The 16,672-nt window shown below is 68.0% G+C and carries 15 protein-coding genes; 13 read left to right on the plus strand and 2 right to left on the minus strand.

All coding sequences use genetic code 11. The annotated features are described in order from the left end of the window. The first annotated feature begins 29 nt into the window (after window positions 1-29). The 3 genes from rsmI to gshB all read left to right on the plus strand — a co-directional run bounded on the left by rsmI (window position 30) and on the right by gshB (window position 2,421). Window positions 30-938, plus strand: coding sequence for a 16S rRNA (cytidine(1402)-2'-O)-methyltransferase (gene rsmI, locus FA743_RS00635; RefSeq protein ID WP_136883956.1), 909 nt, complete (start codon window positions 30-32; stop codon window positions 936-938). 31 nt (window positions 939-969) lie between these two features. Continuing rightward, entirely contained in the window at window positions 970-1,407 is a 438-nt protein-coding gene (locus tag FA743_RS00640) for a YraN family protein (protein WP_136883957.1), read from the plus strand. Between the two features lie 63 nt (window positions 1,408-1,470). Continuing rightward, the gene (gene gshB / locus FA743_RS00645) at window positions 1,471-2,421 is read left to right on the plus strand and encodes a glutathione synthase (protein ID WP_136883958.1); all 951 of its coding nucleotides are present in this window, start codon (window positions 1,471-1,473) and stop codon (window positions 2,419-2,421) included. Window positions 2,422-2,782: 361 nt separating this feature from the next. Here gshB and FA743_RS00650 read toward each other — a convergent pair whose 3' ends face one another. Beyond that, window positions 2,783-4,297 (minus strand): YifB family Mg chelatase-like AAA ATPase, encoded by a 1,515-nt coding sequence (locus FA743_RS00650; RefSeq protein WP_136883959.1) that lies wholly within the window; start codon window positions 4,295-4,297, stop codon window positions 2,783-2,785. A gap of 121 nt (window positions 4,298-4,418) precedes the next feature. Here FA743_RS00650 and coaBC point away from each other — a divergent pair, with 121 nt between their 5' ends. The 10 genes from coaBC (at window position 4,419) to uvrB (ending at window position 16,214) form a co-directional block, all read left to right on the plus strand. Continuing rightward, on the plus strand, window positions 4,419-5,603 hold the full coding sequence (coaBC, locus tag FA743_RS00655; protein ID WP_136883960.1) for a bifunctional phosphopantothenoylcysteine decarboxylase/phosphopantothenate--cysteine ligase CoaBC: 1,185 nt from the start codon (window positions 4,419-4,421) through the stop codon (window positions 5,601-5,603). Then, window positions 5,600-6,670, plus strand: coding sequence for a cysteine desulfurase family protein (locus tag FA743_RS00660; RefSeq protein ID WP_136883961.1), 1,071 nt, complete (start codon window positions 5,600-5,602; stop codon window positions 6,668-6,670). Before coaBC ends, FA743_RS00660 begins: the two co-directional genes overlap by 4 nt. Before the next feature lie 3 nt (window positions 6,671-6,673). Continuing rightward, on the plus strand, window positions 6,674-8,194 hold the full coding sequence (sufB, locus tag FA743_RS00665; RefSeq protein ID WP_136883962.1) for a Fe-S cluster assembly protein SufB: 1,521 nt from the start codon (window positions 6,674-6,676) through the stop codon (window positions 8,192-8,194). Between the two features lie 79 nt (window positions 8,195-8,273). Continuing rightward, a complete protein-coding gene (gene sufC, locus FA743_RS00670; protein ID WP_136883963.1) occupies window positions 8,274-9,029 on the plus strand; it encodes a Fe-S cluster assembly ATPase SufC in 756 nt (251 codons plus the stop codon). Beyond that, window positions 9,029-10,363 (plus strand): SufB/SufD family protein, encoded by a 1,335-nt coding sequence (locus FA743_RS00675; protein ID WP_136883964.1) that lies wholly within the window; start codon window positions 9,029-9,031, stop codon window positions 10,361-10,363. Before sufC ends, FA743_RS00675 begins: the two co-directional genes overlap by 1 nt. Next, window positions 10,336-10,854: a hypothetical protein gene (locus FA743_RS00680; protein WP_246054758.1), complete on the plus strand. Its 519-nt coding sequence runs from the start codon at window positions 10,336-10,338 to the stop codon at window positions 10,852-10,854. The genes FA743_RS00675 and FA743_RS00680 overlap by 28 nt, the downstream gene beginning before the upstream one ends. Next, entirely contained in the window at window positions 10,851-11,444 is a 594-nt protein-coding gene (locus FA743_RS00685) for a Yip1 family protein (protein WP_136883965.1), read from the plus strand. The genes FA743_RS00680 and FA743_RS00685 overlap by 4 nt, the downstream gene beginning before the upstream one ends. Continuing rightward, window positions 11,441-12,652: an aminotransferase class V-fold PLP-dependent enzyme gene (locus FA743_RS00690; protein ID WP_136883966.1), complete on the plus strand. Its 1,212-nt coding sequence runs from the start codon at window positions 11,441-11,443 to the stop codon at window positions 12,650-12,652. The genes FA743_RS00685 and FA743_RS00690 overlap by 4 nt, the downstream gene beginning before the upstream one ends. Before the next feature lie 102 nt (window positions 12,653-12,754). Further along, window positions 12,755-13,972: an NAD(P)/FAD-dependent oxidoreductase gene (locus tag FA743_RS00695; RefSeq protein WP_136883967.1), complete on the plus strand. Its 1,218-nt coding sequence runs from the start codon at window positions 12,755-12,757 to the stop codon at window positions 13,970-13,972. 55 nt (window positions 13,973-14,027) lie between these two features. Further along, window positions 14,028-16,214 carry an excinuclease ABC subunit UvrB gene (gene uvrB, locus FA743_RS00700; protein ID WP_136883968.1) on the plus strand — a complete coding sequence of 729 codons (2,187 nt, stop codon included), beginning with the start codon at window positions 14,028-14,030 and terminating at the stop codon, window positions 16,212-16,214. Here the strand turns inward: uvrB and FA743_RS00705 are convergent. Then, window positions 16,211-16,492 (minus strand): I78 family peptidase inhibitor, encoded by a 282-nt coding sequence (locus FA743_RS00705; protein ID WP_136883969.1) that lies wholly within the window; start codon window positions 16,490-16,492, stop codon window positions 16,211-16,213. The two genes, uvrB and FA743_RS00705, sit on opposite strands and share 4 nt — an antisense overlap. Window positions 16,493-16,672: the final 180 nt, after the last annotated feature.

Raw genomic sequence — 16,672 nt, forward strand, 5'->3', positions numbered from 1 at the left:
GCCCGCGACCGGTGCCGAACGGAGGCAGGATGACCGACCGCCACGACCGACCCGATGCCGAGCCGCCCCGCCGCCTGACCGCCCATGTCGAGGCCGCGCGGCTGGAGCCCGGCCTTTATCTGGTCGCCACCCCGATCGGGGCGGCGCGCGACATCACGCTGCGGGCGCTGGACGTGCTCAACAGCGCCGACCATCTGGCCGCCGAGGACACGCGCGTGCTGCGCCACCTGATGGACATCCACGGCATCCCGCTGCGCGGGCGCCGTATCCTGGCCTATCACGACCACAACGGCGACCGCGCCCGCCCGGCGCTGCTGGCCGCGCTGGCCGAAGGGGGCAGCGTCGCCTATTGCTCGGATGCGGGCACGCCGCTGGTGGCCGATCCCGGCTATCGCCTTGCACTCGACGCAGCCCAGGCCGGCGCGCGCGTTCACGCGCTGCCTGGGCCCTCGGCCGCCTTGGCCGCGCTGAGCCTCGCGGGCCTGCCCAGCGACCGCTTCCTGTTCCTGGGCTTTCCCCCGCCCACCAAGGCCGCGCGCCTGACCTGGCTGCGACGCTGGCTGGCGGTCGATTCCACGCTGATCCTGTTCGAAAGCCCCAGGCGCGTTAACCGAACATTAGATGACTTGTGCGACATTGATCCGAATCGCATTACGGTGGTGGCGCGGGAACTGACGAAGAAGTTCGAGGAGGTGATCAGAGGAACGGCCGCCGAGCTGGCCGCGGATCCCCGCATGGCCACGCTGAAGGGCGAGGTGGTGATGGTGCTCGACCGTCCCTCGGCGGTCGAGGTGGACGAGGATCGTCTGGACCAGGTGCTGCTGGGGCATCTGCGCACGATGTCGGTCAAGGACGCCGCCCGCGCGGCGGCAGAGGACCTGGGCCTGCCCAAGCGCGACGTCTATCAGCGCGCCCTGGGATTGGCGGATGACAGCTAGAGGGGACCGGTGGCGGTCCGATGGAGGAACAATGGCACAAGTCGCGGACCGGAACGTTCTGACCCCCTGGGCGCGTCCTTCGACCGTCGTCCCCGCGCCCAGCCCGGCCCGCCAACGGCGCGGTCGGCGCGCGGCCCTGTCCGGCCTGATGGCCGAGGACAATGTGCTGCGCCTCTATCAGCGGCGCGGCGCCCGCCTGCTGGCCAGCCGCTGGCGGGGCCGCGCGGGCGAGATCGACATGATCCTGCAGGAGGGTGAGGATCTGGTCTTCGTCGAGGTCAAGTCCTCCGCCACCCATGCGGCGGCCGCCGAAAGGCTGCTGCCCGCCCAAATGCGCCGGATCACTCAGGCCGCCTGCGAATATTGCGACCTGCACGGTCTGGGGCTGGTCTCGATGCGCTTCGATGCGGCGCTGGTCGACGCGCTGGGACGGGTCGACCTGATCGAGAATGCCTTCGGCGAGGTCTGATCCTGCAGGCTTGCATCCCTGTCCTGCTCGGGCCACAACGGGGCCGAAATTCAGGAGCGCGGGATGAGCCTTTACGTCGCCTTGCAGATGGACCCGATCGAGCATGTCTCGATCGACGCCGACAGCACCTTCCGCATCGGCCTGGAGGCCGAGGCCCGCGGGCATCGCCTGTTCCAGTATACGGTCGAACAGCTGCGCTATGACGAAGGGCGCGTCATCGCGCGCGGCAGGCCGGTCAGCTTGCGCCGCAAACAGGGCGATCATGTGACCTTCGGGGACTGGGCCGAGGTCGAGGTCGGCGATTTCGACGTGGTCTGGCTGCGTCAGGATCCGCCCTTCGACATGGGCTATGTCACTTCGACCCATCTTCTAGACCGGGTGCATCCCGGCACCCTGGTCGTGAACGATCCGTTCTGGGTCCGGAACTGTCCCGAAAAACTGATGGTCCTCGACTTTCCGGACCTGACGCCACCGACGATGATCGCCCGCGATCCCGCCGCCTTCAAGGCGTTCCGGGCGCGGCATGGCGAGATCATCGTCAAGCCGCTCTATGGCAATGGCGGGGCCGGGGTGTTCCACCTGCGGCCCGGCGATCCCAACCTCTCGGCACTGCTGGAAACCTTCGCGGGGATCAACCGCGAGCCGATGATCGCGCAGAAATACCTACCCGCCGTGGTCAAGGGCGACAAGCGCATCATCCTTGTCGACGGAGACCCGGTGGGCGCCATCAACCGCGTGCCGCAGAAGGGCGAGGCGCGGTCCAACATGCATGTCGGGGGCCGGGCCGAAAAGATCGGCCTGACCGAGCGCGAGCGCGAGATCTGCGGCCGGCTGCGTCTGGTCCTGCGCGAGAAAGGCCTCATTTTCGCCGGCATCGACGTGATCGACGGCTGGCTGACCGAGATCAACGTCACCTCGCCCACCGGCATCCAGGAGCTGGAGCGCTTCGACGGCATCAATGCCGCCGAGGCCCTGTGGCAGGCGATCGAGCGACGGGTGGCCGAGAAGGGCTGACCCTGTGCGGAGTGTCGTGGCATCCGGCGCATCGCGGTTGGCCTCACAGGCGTCGCCTGTCCTGACAAACGCGATTGGCGTCGCGAAAGGTCGAATGTTCGGCGGTCATGGCTGTTGCAGGGAGGCAATGGCAGCGAGGATCGGTTCGGTCTCTGCCGAAGGGCTGCCCTCGGCGGAGACCGACGTACCAGTTGCCTGCGGCTGTTACCGGCTTACCGACTGCCGAGAGCTGCTGGCCGGAAGGCGTGCCGGACAGGCCTTCGCCTCCGCCCCCGGGCTTGCATCGCGCATTTTTACCTTGTGATGTCTGTCTGACAAGCGACGTCGCCTAAAACCCGCCTTGGCCCAAGCCTGCTCCCCATCACCCGCCCGACAGGAACGGCAGGCGATAGCTGATCGCCTCGGCCAGATGCCGCGTCAGCACCTTCTCCGAATGGTCCAGATCGGCGATGGTCCGGGCGCTGCGCAGGATGCGGTGGTAGCCCCGCGCCGTCAGGCCCAGCCTCTCGGACGCCGCCAGGATCAGCGCCCGCCCCTCGGCATCCGGGGCGGCGATGCTGTCGAGCAGCGGCCCCGAGGCCTCGGCATTGACACGTACGCCGGGATAGGCGCGATAGCGCCGAGCCTGGATCTGCCGCGCCTCGGCCACCCGCGCCGCCACCGTGGCCGAGCTGTCGCCCGAGGGCGGCAGGTCCATGTCCTGCAGGCTGACGCCCGGCACCTCCAGCCGCAGATCGAACCGGTCCATCAGCGGGCCCGAGATCCGGCCCAGATAGCTGTCGCCGCAGGCCGGCGCGCGCGAACAGGCCCGCGCGGGATCGGCCAGATAGCCGCAGCGGCAGGGATTGGCCGCCGCCACCAGCAGGAACCGGCAGGGATAGCGCAGATGGGCCGACGCGCGCGACACCACGACCTCGCCCGTCTCGATGGGCTGGCGCATCGTCTCCAGCACCTGGCGGGGGAATTCCGGCAACTCGTCCAGAAACAGCACGCCGTTATGGGCCAGGCTCATCTGCCCGGGCCGCGCCTTGGGACCGCCGCCGACGATGGCGGGGGACGAGGCGGTGTGGTGGGGGTCCTGGAAGGGCGCGCGGCGCGAGATGGCGCCGTCGGTCAGGAGGCCCGCGACCGAATGGATCATCGAGGTCTCCAGCGCCTCGCGCGCCGACAGGGGCGGCATCAGGCCGGGCAGGCGGGTGGCCAGCATGGACTTGCCCGCGCCCGGCGGGCCGATCATCAGCAGGTGATGGCGGCCCGCGGCGGCGATCTCGAGCGCGCGCTTGGCCCGTTCCTGGCCCTTCACGTCGGTCAGGCAGAGCGGATCGGGGGTGTCCAGCAGCGCCCCGGGGCGGGCGGGGGTCAGGGGCTGGCGGTCGGTCAGGTGGTCGATGACGGCGCGCAGCGTGTCGGCGCCGAAGACCGCGATCTGGTCGATCCAGGCCGCCTCGGGACCGCAGGCGCAGGGGCAGATGAGCGCGCGGTCCTCCTCGGAGGCGGCCAGGGCGGCGGGCAGGGCACCCGCGACCGCGACCAGCCGCCCGTCCAGCGCCAGCTCTCCCAGGGCGACGTGGCGGGCCAGTTCCTCGGCGGGCAGGATCTCCAGCGCGCCCAGCACCGCCAGCGCGATGGGCAGGTCGAAATGCGAGCCCTCCTTGGGCAGGTCGGCAGGCGACAGGTTCACGGTGAGGCGCTTGTTCGGCAGCGCGATGGCCAGCGCCCCGAAGGCCGCACGGACCCGTTCGCGCGCCTCGCTGACCGCCTTGTCGGGCAGGCCCACGATGGAAAAGCCGGGCAGGCCGGCAGAGACGGCGCATTGCACCTCGACGAGGCGGGCCTCGACCCCCTCGAAGGCCACGGAATAGGCGATGGCGACCATGGCTGCCCCTTGCTGATCCCGCAAATGGTTAACGCGGCGGGTTTAAGGAAAGGTTAACCTCGGGCTTTCCTTGCGGCAGGGGGGCGTCGGGGTTATCTGGGTCGCAGACAGAGGGGGCCTCATGCAGGGCAGGCGGATATTGCTGATCGTGGGGGGCGGGATCGCCGCCTACAAGATCCCGCAGCTGGTGCGGCTGATCCGGGCATCGGGCGCGGCGGTCACGCCGGTGCTGACCGCCTCGGGCGCACAGTTCGTCACGCCCATGACCCTGTCGGTGCTGGCCGGAGAACCGGTCCATGACACGCTGTGGGACCGCGATTCCGAGGCGCAGATCGGCCATATCCAGCTGTCGCGGCAGGCCGATCTGGTCGTCGTGGCCCCCGCCACCGCCGATCTGATGGCCAAGATGGCGGGGGGGCTGGCGAACGATCTGGCCTCGACCCTGCTGCTGGCCACCGACAAGCGGGTGCTGATCGCGCCCGCGATGAACGTCCGCATGTGGGGTCATCCCGCCACGCGGCGCAATCTGGCGGTCCTGCAGGGGGATGGCGTGCTGACGGTCGGCCCCGATGACGGCGACATGGCCTGCGGCGAATACGGCACGGGCCGCATGGCCGAGCCCGAGGCGATCCTGGCCGCGATCCGCGCGGCACTGGAGCCGGGGCCGCTGGCCGGGCGGCATGTGATCGTGACCTCGGGGCCCACGCATGAGCCGATCGACCCGGTGCGCTATCTGGCCAACCGCTCGTCTGGCGCGCAGGGGACGGCGATCGCCGCCGCCTTGCGCGATCTGGGGGCGCGGGTCAGCTTCGTGACCGGGCCTGCAAGCGTGCCTGTGCCTGCGGGTGCGCAGGTGATCCGGGTCGAGACCGCAGAGCAGATGCGCGCGGCGGTCGAGGCGGCGCTGCCGGCCGATGCGGCGGTCATGGCGGCGGCGGTGGCCGACTGGCGTGTGGTGAACGGCAGCGATCAGAAGATGAAGAAGACCGGCGATCTGCCCAACCTGCAGATGGCCGAGAACCCCGATATCCTGGCATGGCTGTCCCACGCCCCGCAGCGCCCCCGCCTGGTGGTGGGCTTTGCCGCCGAGACGCAGGACGTCACCGCGCACGCCACCGCCAAGCGCCTGCGCAAGGGCTGCGACTGGATCGTGGCCAACGATGTCAGCCCCGCCACCGGCATCATGGGCGGGACCGAGAATGCGGTGACGCTGATCACCGACCAGGGGCCAGAGGACTGGCCGCGCATGGGCAAGGATGCCGTCGCCGCCCGGCTGGCCGCCCGCATCGCGAGGGAGCTGGCATGAGAACCTATCTGGACTGGAACGCCACCACGCCCCTGCGCCCCGAGGTCAAGGAGGCGATCATCGAGGCGCTGGAGCTGTCGGGCAACCCCTCCTCGGTCCATGCCGAGGGGCGGGCGGCCAAGATGGCGCTGGAACGCGCGCGCGAGCAGATCGCGGCGGCCCTGGGGGCCGAGGGGGCCGATCTGGTCTTCACCTCGGGCACGACCGAGGCCGCGTCGATGGTGCTGGGGCAGGGCGGATACCTCTGCGCGCCGACCGAGCACAGCGCCATCAAGGTCTGGTGCGACCCGGTCCTGCCCGTGGACCGCGACGGCATCGTGACGGTGACCGACCCCGCGCGGACCAGCCTGCAGCTGGCCAACAACGAGACGGGCGTGATGCAGGACCTGCCGCAGGGGCTGCACAGCAGCGACCTGACGCAGGCCTTCGGCAAGGTGCCCTTCGCCTTCAACTGGCTGGGCCTGACGGCGGGCTTCGTCAGCGCACACAAGCTGGGCGGTCCCAAGGGCATCGGCGCGCTGGTCCTGAGGAAGGGCACCGAGATCCCCGCGCTGATCCGGGGCGGCGGGCAGGAACAGGGCCGCCGCGCGGGGACCGAGAACCTGATCGGCATCCTGGCCTTCGCCGCCGCCGCCGCGGCCGCGCAGCGCGACCTGGAAGCCGGGGTCTGGGATCAGGTCGCGCAGCGCCGCGACGCGCTGGAGGCCCGGCTCTGCGACATTGCGCCCGAGGCGGTGATCGCCGGAAAGGCGGCGCGGCGCTTGCCGAACACGACCTGCCTTCTTACATCGGGATGGAAGGGCGAAACCCAGGTCATGCAGATGGATCTGGCCGGATTTGCGATCTCGGCAGGCTCGGCCTGCTCGTCGGGAAAGGTCCGGGCCAGTGGCGCTTTGCAGGCCATGGGGTTCGACGATCAGCTTTCGCAATCCGCGATCCGGATCTCGATAAGCCCGACTTTGGGCGATGATCAGATCAACCGATTTGCGGATGCGTGGGAAAAGGCGTATTCACGCTGGCGCGACAGGACTGGTCCGGCGATACGGCCGAGCACCGAGGAAGGATGAACGATGACGGAAGCCACCGATCTTGATGTGCGCGAAGGCGTCGACCGCGAAACGGTCGAGGCCGTGCAGAACATGGGCAGCTACAAATACGGCTGGAATACCGAGATCGAGATGGACTACGCCCCCAAGGGCGTGAACGAGGATATCGTCCGTCTGATCTCGGCCAAGAACAAAGAGCCGGAATGGATGACCGAGTGGCGGCTGGAAGCCTATCGCCGGTGGGTCACCATGACGGAACCGAAATGGGCGATGCTGAACTATCCGGTCATCGACTATCAGGACCAGTATTACTATGCCCGCCCGAAAAGCATGGAGGAAAAGCCCAAGTCCCTGGACGAGGTCGATCCCAAGCTGCTGGCCACCTATGACAAGCTGGGCATCCCGCTGCGCGAGCAGATGATCCTGGCGGGCGTCGAGGGGGCGGAGAACGCTCCTGCAGAGGGCCGCAAGGTTGCCGTGGACGCGGTCTTCGACAGCGTCAGCTTGGGCACGACCTTCCAGGACGAACTGGCCAAGGCCGGGGTCATCTTCTGTTCCATCAGCGAGGCGATCCGCGAGCATCCCGAGCTGGTGAAGAAATACCTGGGCACGGTCGTGCCGCAATCCGACAACTACTTCGCCACGCTGAACAGCGCGGTCTTTTCGGACGGGTCCTTCGTCTACATCCCGCCCGGCGTGAAATGCCCGATGGAGCTGTCGACCTATTTCCGCATCAATGCGGAGAATACCGGCCAGTTCGAACGCACGCTGATCATCGCCGACAAGGGCGCCTCGGTCAGCTATCTGGAAGGCTGCACCGCGCCCAAGCGCGACACGACGCAGCTGCACGCGGCTGTGGTCGAGCTGGTGATCCTGGAGGATGCCGAGATCAAGTACTCGACCGTCCAGAACTGGTTTCCGGGCGACGAGAACGGCAAGGGCGGCATCTACAACTTCGTGACCAAGCGGGCCGATTGCCGCGAGGCACGGGCCAAGGTGATGTGGACGCAGGTCGAGACCGGGTCGGCGATCACGTGGAAATACCCCTCCTGCATCCTGCGCGGCGACGAGAGCCAGGGCGAGTTCTATTCCATCGCGATCGCCAACAACTGGCAGCAGGCCGACACGGGCACCAAGATGGTCCATCTGGGCAAGAACACCCGGTCGCGGATCGTGTCCAAGGGCATCTCGGCGGGGCAGGCGCAGAACACCTATCGCGGCCTCGTGTCGATGCATCCGCGCGCCACGAACAGCCGCAACTATACCCAATGCGACAGCCTGCTGATCGGCGACAAGTGCGGGGCGCATACGGTCCCCTATATCGAGGTCAAGAACAACTCGAGCCGGGTCGAGCACGAGGCGACGACCAGCAAGGTCGATGACGACCAGCTGTTCTACTGCCGCTCGCGCGGGATGGACGAGGAAGAGGCCGTGGCGCTGGTCGTCAACGGGTTCTGCCGCGAGGTCCTGCAGGCGTTGCCCATGGAATTCGCCATGGAAGCGCAGGCTCTGGTCGCGATCTCGCTGGAGGGATCGGTCGGCTGATCCCCTTCGGCCGGGCCCCTGTGCCCGGCCGCACCCCCATCACGGCGCCCCTGCGGCGCTTTCGCCGTTTGAGGATATTATGCTGAACATCAACAACCTGCATGTGAAACTTGAGGACGAGGACAAGGCCATCCTGAAGGGCCTGACGCTGGAGGTGCCCGCCGGTGAGGTCCATGCGATCATGGGTCCGAACGGATCGGGCAAGTCCACCCTGTCCTATGTCCTGTCGGGCCGCGACGGCTATGTCGTGACCGAGGGCGAGGCGACGCTGGACGGCGCCAGCCTGCTGGACATGGACCCCGAGGTGCGGGCGGCGGCGGGCCTGTTCCTGGCCTTCCAGTATCCGGTCGAGATCCCCGGCGTCGGCAACATGACCTTCCTGCGCACGGCCGTGAATGCGCAGCGGAAAGCGCGCGGCGAGGCCGAGCTGACCGCGGGCGAGTTCCTCAAGGTCGTGCGCGCCAAGGCGGCCGATCTGCAGATCAGCCCCGACATGCTGAAGCGTCCGGTCAATGTGGGCTTCTCGGGCGGCGAGAAGAAACGCAACGAGATCCTGCAGATGGCCATGCTGGAGCCGCGCATGTGCATCATGGACGAGACCGACAGCGGTCTGGACGTGGACGCGATGCGGCTGGTGGCGGATGGCGTGAACGCGCTGCGCAGCCCCGACCGCAGCTTCCTGGTCATCACGCATTACCAGCGCCTGCTGGATCACATCAAGCCGGACGTCGTGCACATCCTGTCCAATGGCCGGATCATCAAGTCGGGCGGCCCGGAACTGGCGCTGGAAGTCGAAGAGAACGGCTATGGCGATCTTCTGGCGGAGGCCGGCTGATGTCCGATCTGGCTGTCAAACCCATCGACGAGGTGACCCCGCAGGTCAGCGGCCCGCCCAAGGCGGCGGATGCGCTGGAGGCGCGTCTGGCCGCTCTTGATCTGCCGCGCGACGGCTTTGCCGTGGCGGCGCGGGTCGATGCCTTGGCGCGGCTGCGCGCCATGGGCCTGCCCGCGCCCCGCGACGAATACTGGCGCTATACCGATCCGCGCCCGTTCAACGCCCCCGAGGCGCAGGCCCTGCCCATCGTCGGCGGCCCGGAATCGCCCCTGTTCGCGGCGCGCGACACGCTGACGCTGGTCTTCGTGGATGGCGTCTTTGATGCCGCCGCCTCGGACGATCCGGCGCTGGACGGTGTCGAGATCACCTCGCTGGCGGACGCCGGTGCGGGCCATTGGGCCGAAGACCTCTACGGCACGCTGGAGGCTGCGGGCCAGTCCCCGGTCCGCCGTCCCTTCGCGGTGCTCAATACCGCCGCCGCCCGCGACGGGCTGCTGATCCGCGTGACCGGCACCCCTTCGAAGCCCGTGCATGTGCTGCACCGGCGCGGCACGGATGCGGCGGATGCGGTCTGGCACCATGTCATCCGTGTCGAGGCGGGCGCCGAGCTGACGCTGCTGGAAAGCGGCACCATCGGCGCGCGCTCGAACGGCGTGATCGAGGCGGATCTGGCGCCGGGTGCCAAGCTGCACCACATCGCCGCCAAGCGGGCCAACGATCCCAAGGTCGGGCTGTCGCACCTGTTCGCGCGCGTCCTGGACGAGGCGTCGCTGAAAAGCTTCACCCTCGCCGTGAACGGGCGCCAGATGCGGCACGAGGCGGTCATCGACATGGTCGGCGACGATGCCGTGGCCCATGTCGCGGCGGCGGTGATGGGCGACGGCCATGTCGGGCCGTTCCACCACGACGACACGGTCTTCATCACCCATGCGGGGCTGCGCGGCGAAAGCCGCCAGGTCTTCAAGAAAGTGCTTCGCAACGGCGCGACCGGCGTGTTCCAAGGCAAGATCCTGGTCAAGCAGGGCGCGCAGAAGACCGACGGCTACCAGATCAGCCAGGCGCTGCTTCTGGACGAGGCCAGTCAGTTCCTGGCCAAACCCGAGCTGGAGATCTATGCCGACGACGTGAAATGCTCGCATGGCTCGACCACCGGGGCGATCGACGACGAGGCGCTGTTCTACCTGCGCTCTCGCGGGGTGCCGCGCGACCGGGCCATCGTGTTCCTGGTGCTGTCCTTCCTGGCCGATGCGCTGGCAGAGGTCGAGGATGAAAGCCTGCGGGACGAGATCAACGAACGGCTGGACGCGTGGCTGACCGATCAACCGCTGAACTAGGCCGCCCGCGCGGCGGCATGGTGCTGCGCGTGCTGGAGAGCTGGTGGGCGCCGCGCCGGGTGGTGCGGGGCCTGTCAGGGATGCCCGACCGGGTGCTGCTGGTCGTGCTGATGCTGGCCATGCTGATCACGCTGATCGGGCAGGCGCCGGGACTGGCCCGGGCGGCGCAGCTGGACCCTTCGGTTCCGCTGGACGCCCGGATCGCCGGGGCGGCGATGGGCACGATCTTCATGATGCCGCTGCTGGCCTATGCGATGGCCGGGCTGACGTCGATCCTGTCGCGGGCGACGCCGTGGCGGCTGGACCCGCGCCATGCCCGGCTGGCGCTGTTCTGGGCGCTGCTGGCGGCCTCTCCGGCGACGCTGCTGGCCGGGATGGTGGCGGGGCTGATCGGTCCCTCCGCCGCACTGACCCTGACCCGCACCGTCGCGGGCCTGGGATTTTTCATCATCTGGGGCGCCGGGATCGCGGCGTTGGCAAGACGCACATGACGTTTGACGATTTCAAGGCGCTGGTCGGGCAGACCCTGCGCGACCCCCAGGCCGCCGCCGCGCTGCTGATCGGGCAAGGATGGCCGATGCAGCTGCGCTGGATGGCGCTGTTTCTGGCGGTCTCGCTGTCGGGTCTGATGGCCTATGCCTCGACGCTGATCTTCCCGGTGCCCGAGGGCGAGGCGGCGACCGTCTTTTCGATCAGCGAGCAGCCCCTGGTGCTGGCCGGGTTGCAGCTGGTGGCCATCGTGCTGGGCGCCGGGCTGATGACCAGTGTCGGGCGCATGTTCGGCGGCACGGGGCGCTTCGCCGACGCGCTGCTGCTGACCGTCTGGATCGAGGTCATCCTGCTGATCGTGCAGGCGGTCCAGATCGTGCTGTCGCTGGTGCTGCCGGCCGCGGCGGGCATCCTGGGGATCCTGGCCATCGCGATGTTCCTGTGGCTGACGGTCCAGTTCACCAAGACCCTGCACGGCTTCACCAGCGGGCCCAAGGTGCTGTTGGTGATGTTCGGCACGCTGCTGGTGATGGGTTTCGTGCTGTCCTTCCTCATGGCCGCGCTTGGCCTCATGCCGGAGATGCCGCAATGAGCTTTGATGTCGAGGCCGTCCGGGCCGATTTCCCGATCCTGTCGCGGCAGGTGAACGGCAAGCCGCTGGTCTATCTGGACAATGGCGCCAGCGCCCAGAAGCCCCGCGTGGTGATCGACGCGATCAGCCGCGCCTATGAGGGCGAATATGCCAATGTCCATCGGGGCCTGCATTACCTGTCGAACCTGGCCACCGACAATTACGAACGGGTCCGGGCCACCATCGCGCGCTTCCTGAACGCCCCGCGCGAGGACGAGGTGATCTTCACCTCCGGTTCGACCGAGGCGTTGAACATGGTCAGCTATGGCTGGGCCGCCCCGCGCCTGCAGGCGGGCGACGAGATCCTGCTGTCGGTCATGGAGCATCACGCCAACATCGTGCCGTGGCATTTCCTGCGCGAGCGGCAGGGGGTGGTCCTGAACTGGGTCGAACCCGAGCCCGATGGCAGCCTGCCCGCCGAAAAGGTGCTGGCCGCGATCACCCCGCGCACGAAGATGATCGCGGTCACCCACATGTCGAACGTCACCGGCACGGTGGTGGACATCGCCGCGATCCGCGCGGGCACCGACCTGCCGCTGGTCGTGGACGGATCGCAGGCGGCGGTGCATATGCGGGTCGACCTGTCGACGCTCGGTGCGGATTTCTACTGCATCACCGGGCATAAGCTCTATGGCCCCTCCGGCTCGGGCGCGATCTGGATCCGGGCCGACCGTCAGGCCCAGATGCGCCCCTTCATGGGTGGCGGCGACATGATCCGCACCGTGGGCCGCGACGTGATCACCTATGCCGATCCGCCGCTGCGCTTCGAAGCAGGCACACCGGGCATCGTGAACCAGATCGGCCTGGGCGCCGCGCTGGACTACATGATGGAGCTGGGGATGGACAACATCGCCGCCCATGAACGCGCCTTGCGCGACTATGCCCGCGACCGGCTGCGCAGCCTCAACTGGCTGCAGATCCACGGCGACGCGGCGGACAAGGGCGCGATCTTCTCGATGACGATGGAGGGGGCGCATGCACATGACATCTCGACCATCCTCGACAAGAAGGGCATCGCCGTGCGCGCGGGCAGCCATTGCGCCATGCCGCTGATGGAGTTCATGGGCGTCACCGCCAGCGCCCGGGCCAGTTTCGGGATGTACAACACGCAGGCAGAAGTGGACGCGCTGGTCGAAGGATTGACCTTCTGCCGCGAGCTTTTCGCCTGAATCTTGCAAAGATTTGGCAGGGTGTCGAAGAACCCCCGATAAATCTTGCCGGATGCCGGGAATGTCTGCATCTCTGACCCATTGTCAGTCACGGGGGCAGCGATGGCCGAGGTTCTGGTTTTGGGTGCGGGAATGGTGGGCGTCTCGACGGCGCTGGCGCTGCAGGCGCGCGGCCATGACGTCACCATCGTCGAACGCGGCGTGCCGGGGCGGGAAACCAGCTATGGCAATGCCGGGCTGATCCAGACCGAGGCGGTCGAGCCCTACGCCATGCCGCTGGCCCCCGGCGCCCTGCTGCAGATCGCCATGGGGCGCGGTTATGACGTGAAATGGACGCCGCAGGGCCTGCTGTCGCAGCTGGGCGCGGTCGCGACCTATGCCTGGAATTCCCGGCCCGCGGCCCACAGGCGCGCCTCGGTCACCTGGGGCAAGCTGATCCGGCAATCGACCGACCGCCACGCGCCGCTGATCGCCGCCTCGGGCGCCGACAATATCATCCGCCGCAACGGCTATATCGAGATCCACCGCACCCCCGCCCGCATGGACAAGGCCCGCCAGACCGCCGAGCGCTTCGCCACCGAATTCGGCGTGCAGGCGCGGCTGATGACCGGGGCCGAACTGCGCGCGATGGAACCCTCGATTCGCACCGAGGTCGAGGGCGCGACCCATTGGTCCGACAGCTGGAACTGTGCCGATCCGGGCGGTCTGGTCGCCAGCTATGCGGCGCTCTTCCAGAAGAACGGCGGTCGGATCGTGAACGGCGATGCGGGCGATCTGCACCGCCACGGCGCGGGCTGGCGCGCGGACGAGGCTGTGGGCGAACATGCCGTCATCGCGCTCGGGCCTTGGTCTCCGATGCTGACGCAGCGCTTCGGGCTGAAGGTGCCGATGGTCTTCAAGCGCGGCTATCACAAGCATTACCACATGGAACTGCCGCCCCATCACCCGATCGCCGATTTCGGCAACTCGGTGGTGATGTCGCCCATGCGCCGGGGCTTGCGCATCGCCACCGCCGCCGAGCTGACCCCGCATCCCCGCCTCTCGCCCCCGCAGCTGCGCCACGGCGAGAAGGCCGCGCGCGAGCTGTTCGACGTGGGCGCCGCGGTCGAGGCCGAACCCTGGACCGGCCGCCGCCCCTGCATGCCCGACATGCTGCCCGTGGTGGGGCGGATTCCCGACCAGCCGAACCTCTGGGGGCATTTCGGGCATGGGCATCAGGGCTTCACCCTGGGCCCCGTCACCGCCGAGATCCTGGCCGACGAGCTGTCCGGCGGCGAGGGCTGGGCGGAACTTCAGCCGGCGCGTCTCAAACGCGGTTGAAACCGGGCGCGGCCCGACACATCTTGGGGTCGACACCGAACGGATCAGGAACCCCATGGGCCATAACAACACCAACGCGCCCGTGATGCGCCCGATCGAAGTGACCCGCCCCAAGCTGGAGGGTGGCAAGCGCTTCGTCCTGAAAAGCGAGTTCGAACCGGCAGGCGACCAGCCCTCGGCCATCAAGGAACTGGTGGCGGGGGTCACCGGCGGCGAGCGCGATCAGGTCCTGCTGGGCGCCACCGGCACCGGCAAGACCTTCACCATGGCCAAGATCATCGAGGCGACGCAGCGCCCCGCCATCATCCTGGCGCCGAACAAGACCCTGGCCGCGCAGTTGTATGGCGAATTCAAGGGCTTCTTCCCCGACAATGCCGTCGAGTACTTCGTCAGCTATTACGACTACTACCAGCCCGAGGCCTATGTCGCGCGCTCGGACACCTATATCGAGAAGGAAAGCCAGATCAACGAGGCCATCGACCGGATGCGCCATTCGGCCACCCGGGCGCTGCTGGAACGCGACGACGTGATCATCGTGGCCTCGGTCAGCTGCATCTATGGCATCGGCTCGGTCGAGACCTATTCGGCGATGACCCAGGACATGGTCGTGGGCGAAAGCTATGACCAGCGCGAGTTCTTGGGCCAGCTGGTGGCGCAGCAGTACAAGCGCCTGGACACCAGCTTTCAGCGCGGCGCCTTCCGGGTGCGCGGCGATCTGGTCGAGGTCTGGCCCGCCCACTTGGAAGACCGCGCCTGGCGCTTCGATTTCTTCGGCAACGAGCTGGAGGCGATCACCGAATTCGATCCGCTGACCGGGGTCAAGACCGACAGCTTCAAGCAGATCCGCATCTATGCCAGCAGCCATTACGTGACGCCGCGCCCGACGCTGCAGCAGGCCATCAAGGGCATCAAGCAGGAACTGGCGCTGCGCCTCAAGCAGCTGACCGAAGAGGGCAAGCTGCTGGAGGCGCAGCGGCTGGAACAGCGCACGGCGTTTGATATCGAGATGCTGGAGGCCACCGGCGTCTGCAACGGCATCGAGAACTACTCGCGCTACCTGACCGGCCGCGCCCCGGGCGAGCCGCCGCCGACGCTGTTCGAATTCATCCCCGACACCGCCATCGTCTTTGCCGACGAATCCCACGTCTCGGTGCCGCAGATCGGCGGCATGTACCGGGGCGACTTCCGGCGCAAGTTCACGCTGGCCGAACACGGCTTCCGCCTGCCCAGCTGCATGGACAACCGCCCCCTGAAGTTCGAGGAATGGGACGCGATGCGGCCGCAGTCGGTCTTCGTCAGCGCCACCCCCGCGCAATGGGAGATGGACCAGACCGGCGGCGTCTTCACCGAACAGATCATCCGCCCCACCGGCCTGCTGGACCCCAAGATCGAGATCCGTCCCGTCGAGATGCAGGTCGACGACCTGCTGGACGAGGTGCGCCGCGTCACCGCCGCCGGCTACCGGACGCTGGTCACCACCCTGACCAAGCGCATGGCCGAGGATCTGACCGAATACCTGCACGAGCAGGGCATCAAGATCCGCTACATGCACAGCGATATCGACACGATCGAGCGGATCGAGATCCTGCGCGACCTGCGCCTTGGCGCCTTCGACGTGCTGGTGGGCATCAACCTGCTGCGCGAGGGGTTGGACATTCCCGAATGCGGGCTGGTGGCCATCCTGGACGCCGACAAGGAAGGCTTCCTGCGGTCCGAGACCTCGCTGATCCAGACCATCGGGCGCGCGGCCCGGAACGAGGATGGCCGCGTCATCATGTATGCCGACCGCATCACCGGCAGCATGGAACGCGCCATGGCGGAAACCGAACGCCGCCGCGAAAAGCAGATCGCCTATAACGAGCTGCATGGCATCACGCCCCAGACCGTGCGCAAGAATGTCGAGGATGTGCTGGCGGGCCTCTGGGCCGGCGACACGGATCAGTCGCGCATCACCACCAAGGTGGACAAGCCGCTGATCGGGGCCAACCTGGCCGCCCATCTGGACGCGATGCGAACCCAGATGCGCAAGGCCGCCGAGAACCTGGACTTCGAGGATGCGGCGCGGCTGCGCGACGAGGTCAAGCGGCTGGAGGCGGTCGATCTGGCAATCTCGGACGATCCGATGGCGCGGCAATCGGTCATCGACGACGCGGCCGAGGCGGCGGTGCGGTCCTCGGGCCGCTCGACCGCCGGCCGGGCGGGCCAGCGCGGCGGCAACAAGCGCTCGAAGCGCGGGGGCTAGCCGCAGGCGACGCTGGTGATCCAGCCCTTGGCGTCCAGGAACATGGTCAGGCGCGCGGGATTGAAATCGCGCGTCATGGCGCCCTCGGGTCCGACCTCGCGCTTGCGCAGGTTGGGCGGCAGGAAGACCTCGCCGATATTGCGGCCGACCAGCGCCTGATGCTGGGACGGGCTGCACTGGGTTGCCGAGATGTCGTAGGGGCTGGCGGCGCAGGCGCCCAGGGCCAGCACCAGCAGCGGTGCGCCCAGCAGGGTCATGCGAAGGGGGGATGCGGTCATGGTCGCGTCTTTCTTGTCAGCAGGTCTGTCGCAGGTACCAATCTTGCAGAACGCGGCAGGTTCCGCCAGCGGGCTGTCGGGCGCGTCCCAGGAGGGCGCGCCTTCCGCATCGCACAGGCAGGGCGCGGGCAATCCGGGGGCTTGATCCGGGGGGCGGTTTTGACGATATACCAAGGGCAG

The organism is Paracoccus gahaiensis, assembly GCF_005048225.1.
Lineage (GTDB): Bacteria > Pseudomonadota > Alphaproteobacteria > Rhodobacterales > Rhodobacteraceae > Paracoccus > Paracoccus gahaiensis.

Coding starts and splice junctions, on each gene's coding strand:
- rsmI (WP_136883956.1), top strand. CDS start 30: ATGACCGACCGCCACGACCGACCCGATGCCGAGCCGCCCCGCCGCCTG.
- FA743_RS00640 (WP_136883957.1), top strand. CDS start 970: ATGGCACAAGTCGCGGACCGGAACGTTCTGACCCCCTGGGCGCGTCCT.
- gshB (WP_136883958.1), top strand. CDS start 1,471: ATGAGCCTTTACGTCGCCTTGCAGATGGACCCGATCGAGCATGTCTCG.
- FA743_RS00650 (WP_136883959.1), bottom strand. CDS start 4,297: ATGGTCGCCATCGCCTATTCCGTGGCCTTCGAGGGGGTCGAGGCCCGC.
- coaBC (WP_136883960.1), top strand. CDS start 4,419: ATGCAGGGCAGGCGGATATTGCTGATCGTGGGGGGCGGGATCGCCGCC.
- FA743_RS00660 (WP_136883961.1), top strand. CDS start 5,600: ATGAGAACCTATCTGGACTGGAACGCCACCACGCCCCTGCGCCCCGAG.
- sufB (WP_136883962.1), top strand. CDS start 6,674: ATGACGGAAGCCACCGATCTTGATGTGCGCGAAGGCGTCGACCGCGAA.
- sufC (WP_136883963.1), top strand. CDS start 8,274: ATGCTGAACATCAACAACCTGCATGTGAAACTTGAGGACGAGGACAAG.
- FA743_RS00675 (WP_136883964.1), top strand. CDS start 9,029: ATGTCCGATCTGGCTGTCAAACCCATCGACGAGGTGACCCCGCAGGTC.
- FA743_RS00685 (WP_136883965.1), top strand. CDS start 10,851: ATGACGTTTGACGATTTCAAGGCGCTGGTCGGGCAGACCCTGCGCGAC.
- FA743_RS00690 (WP_136883966.1), top strand. CDS start 11,441: ATGAGCTTTGATGTCGAGGCCGTCCGGGCCGATTTCCCGATCCTGTCG.
- FA743_RS00695 (WP_136883967.1), top strand. CDS start 12,755: ATGGCCGAGGTTCTGGTTTTGGGTGCGGGAATGGTGGGCGTCTCGACG.
- uvrB (WP_136883968.1), top strand. CDS start 14,028: ATGGGCCATAACAACACCAACGCGCCCGTGATGCGCCCGATCGAAGTG.
- FA743_RS00705 (WP_136883969.1), bottom strand. CDS start 16,492: ATGACCGCATCCCCCCTTCGCATGACCCTGCTGGGCGCACCGCTGCTG.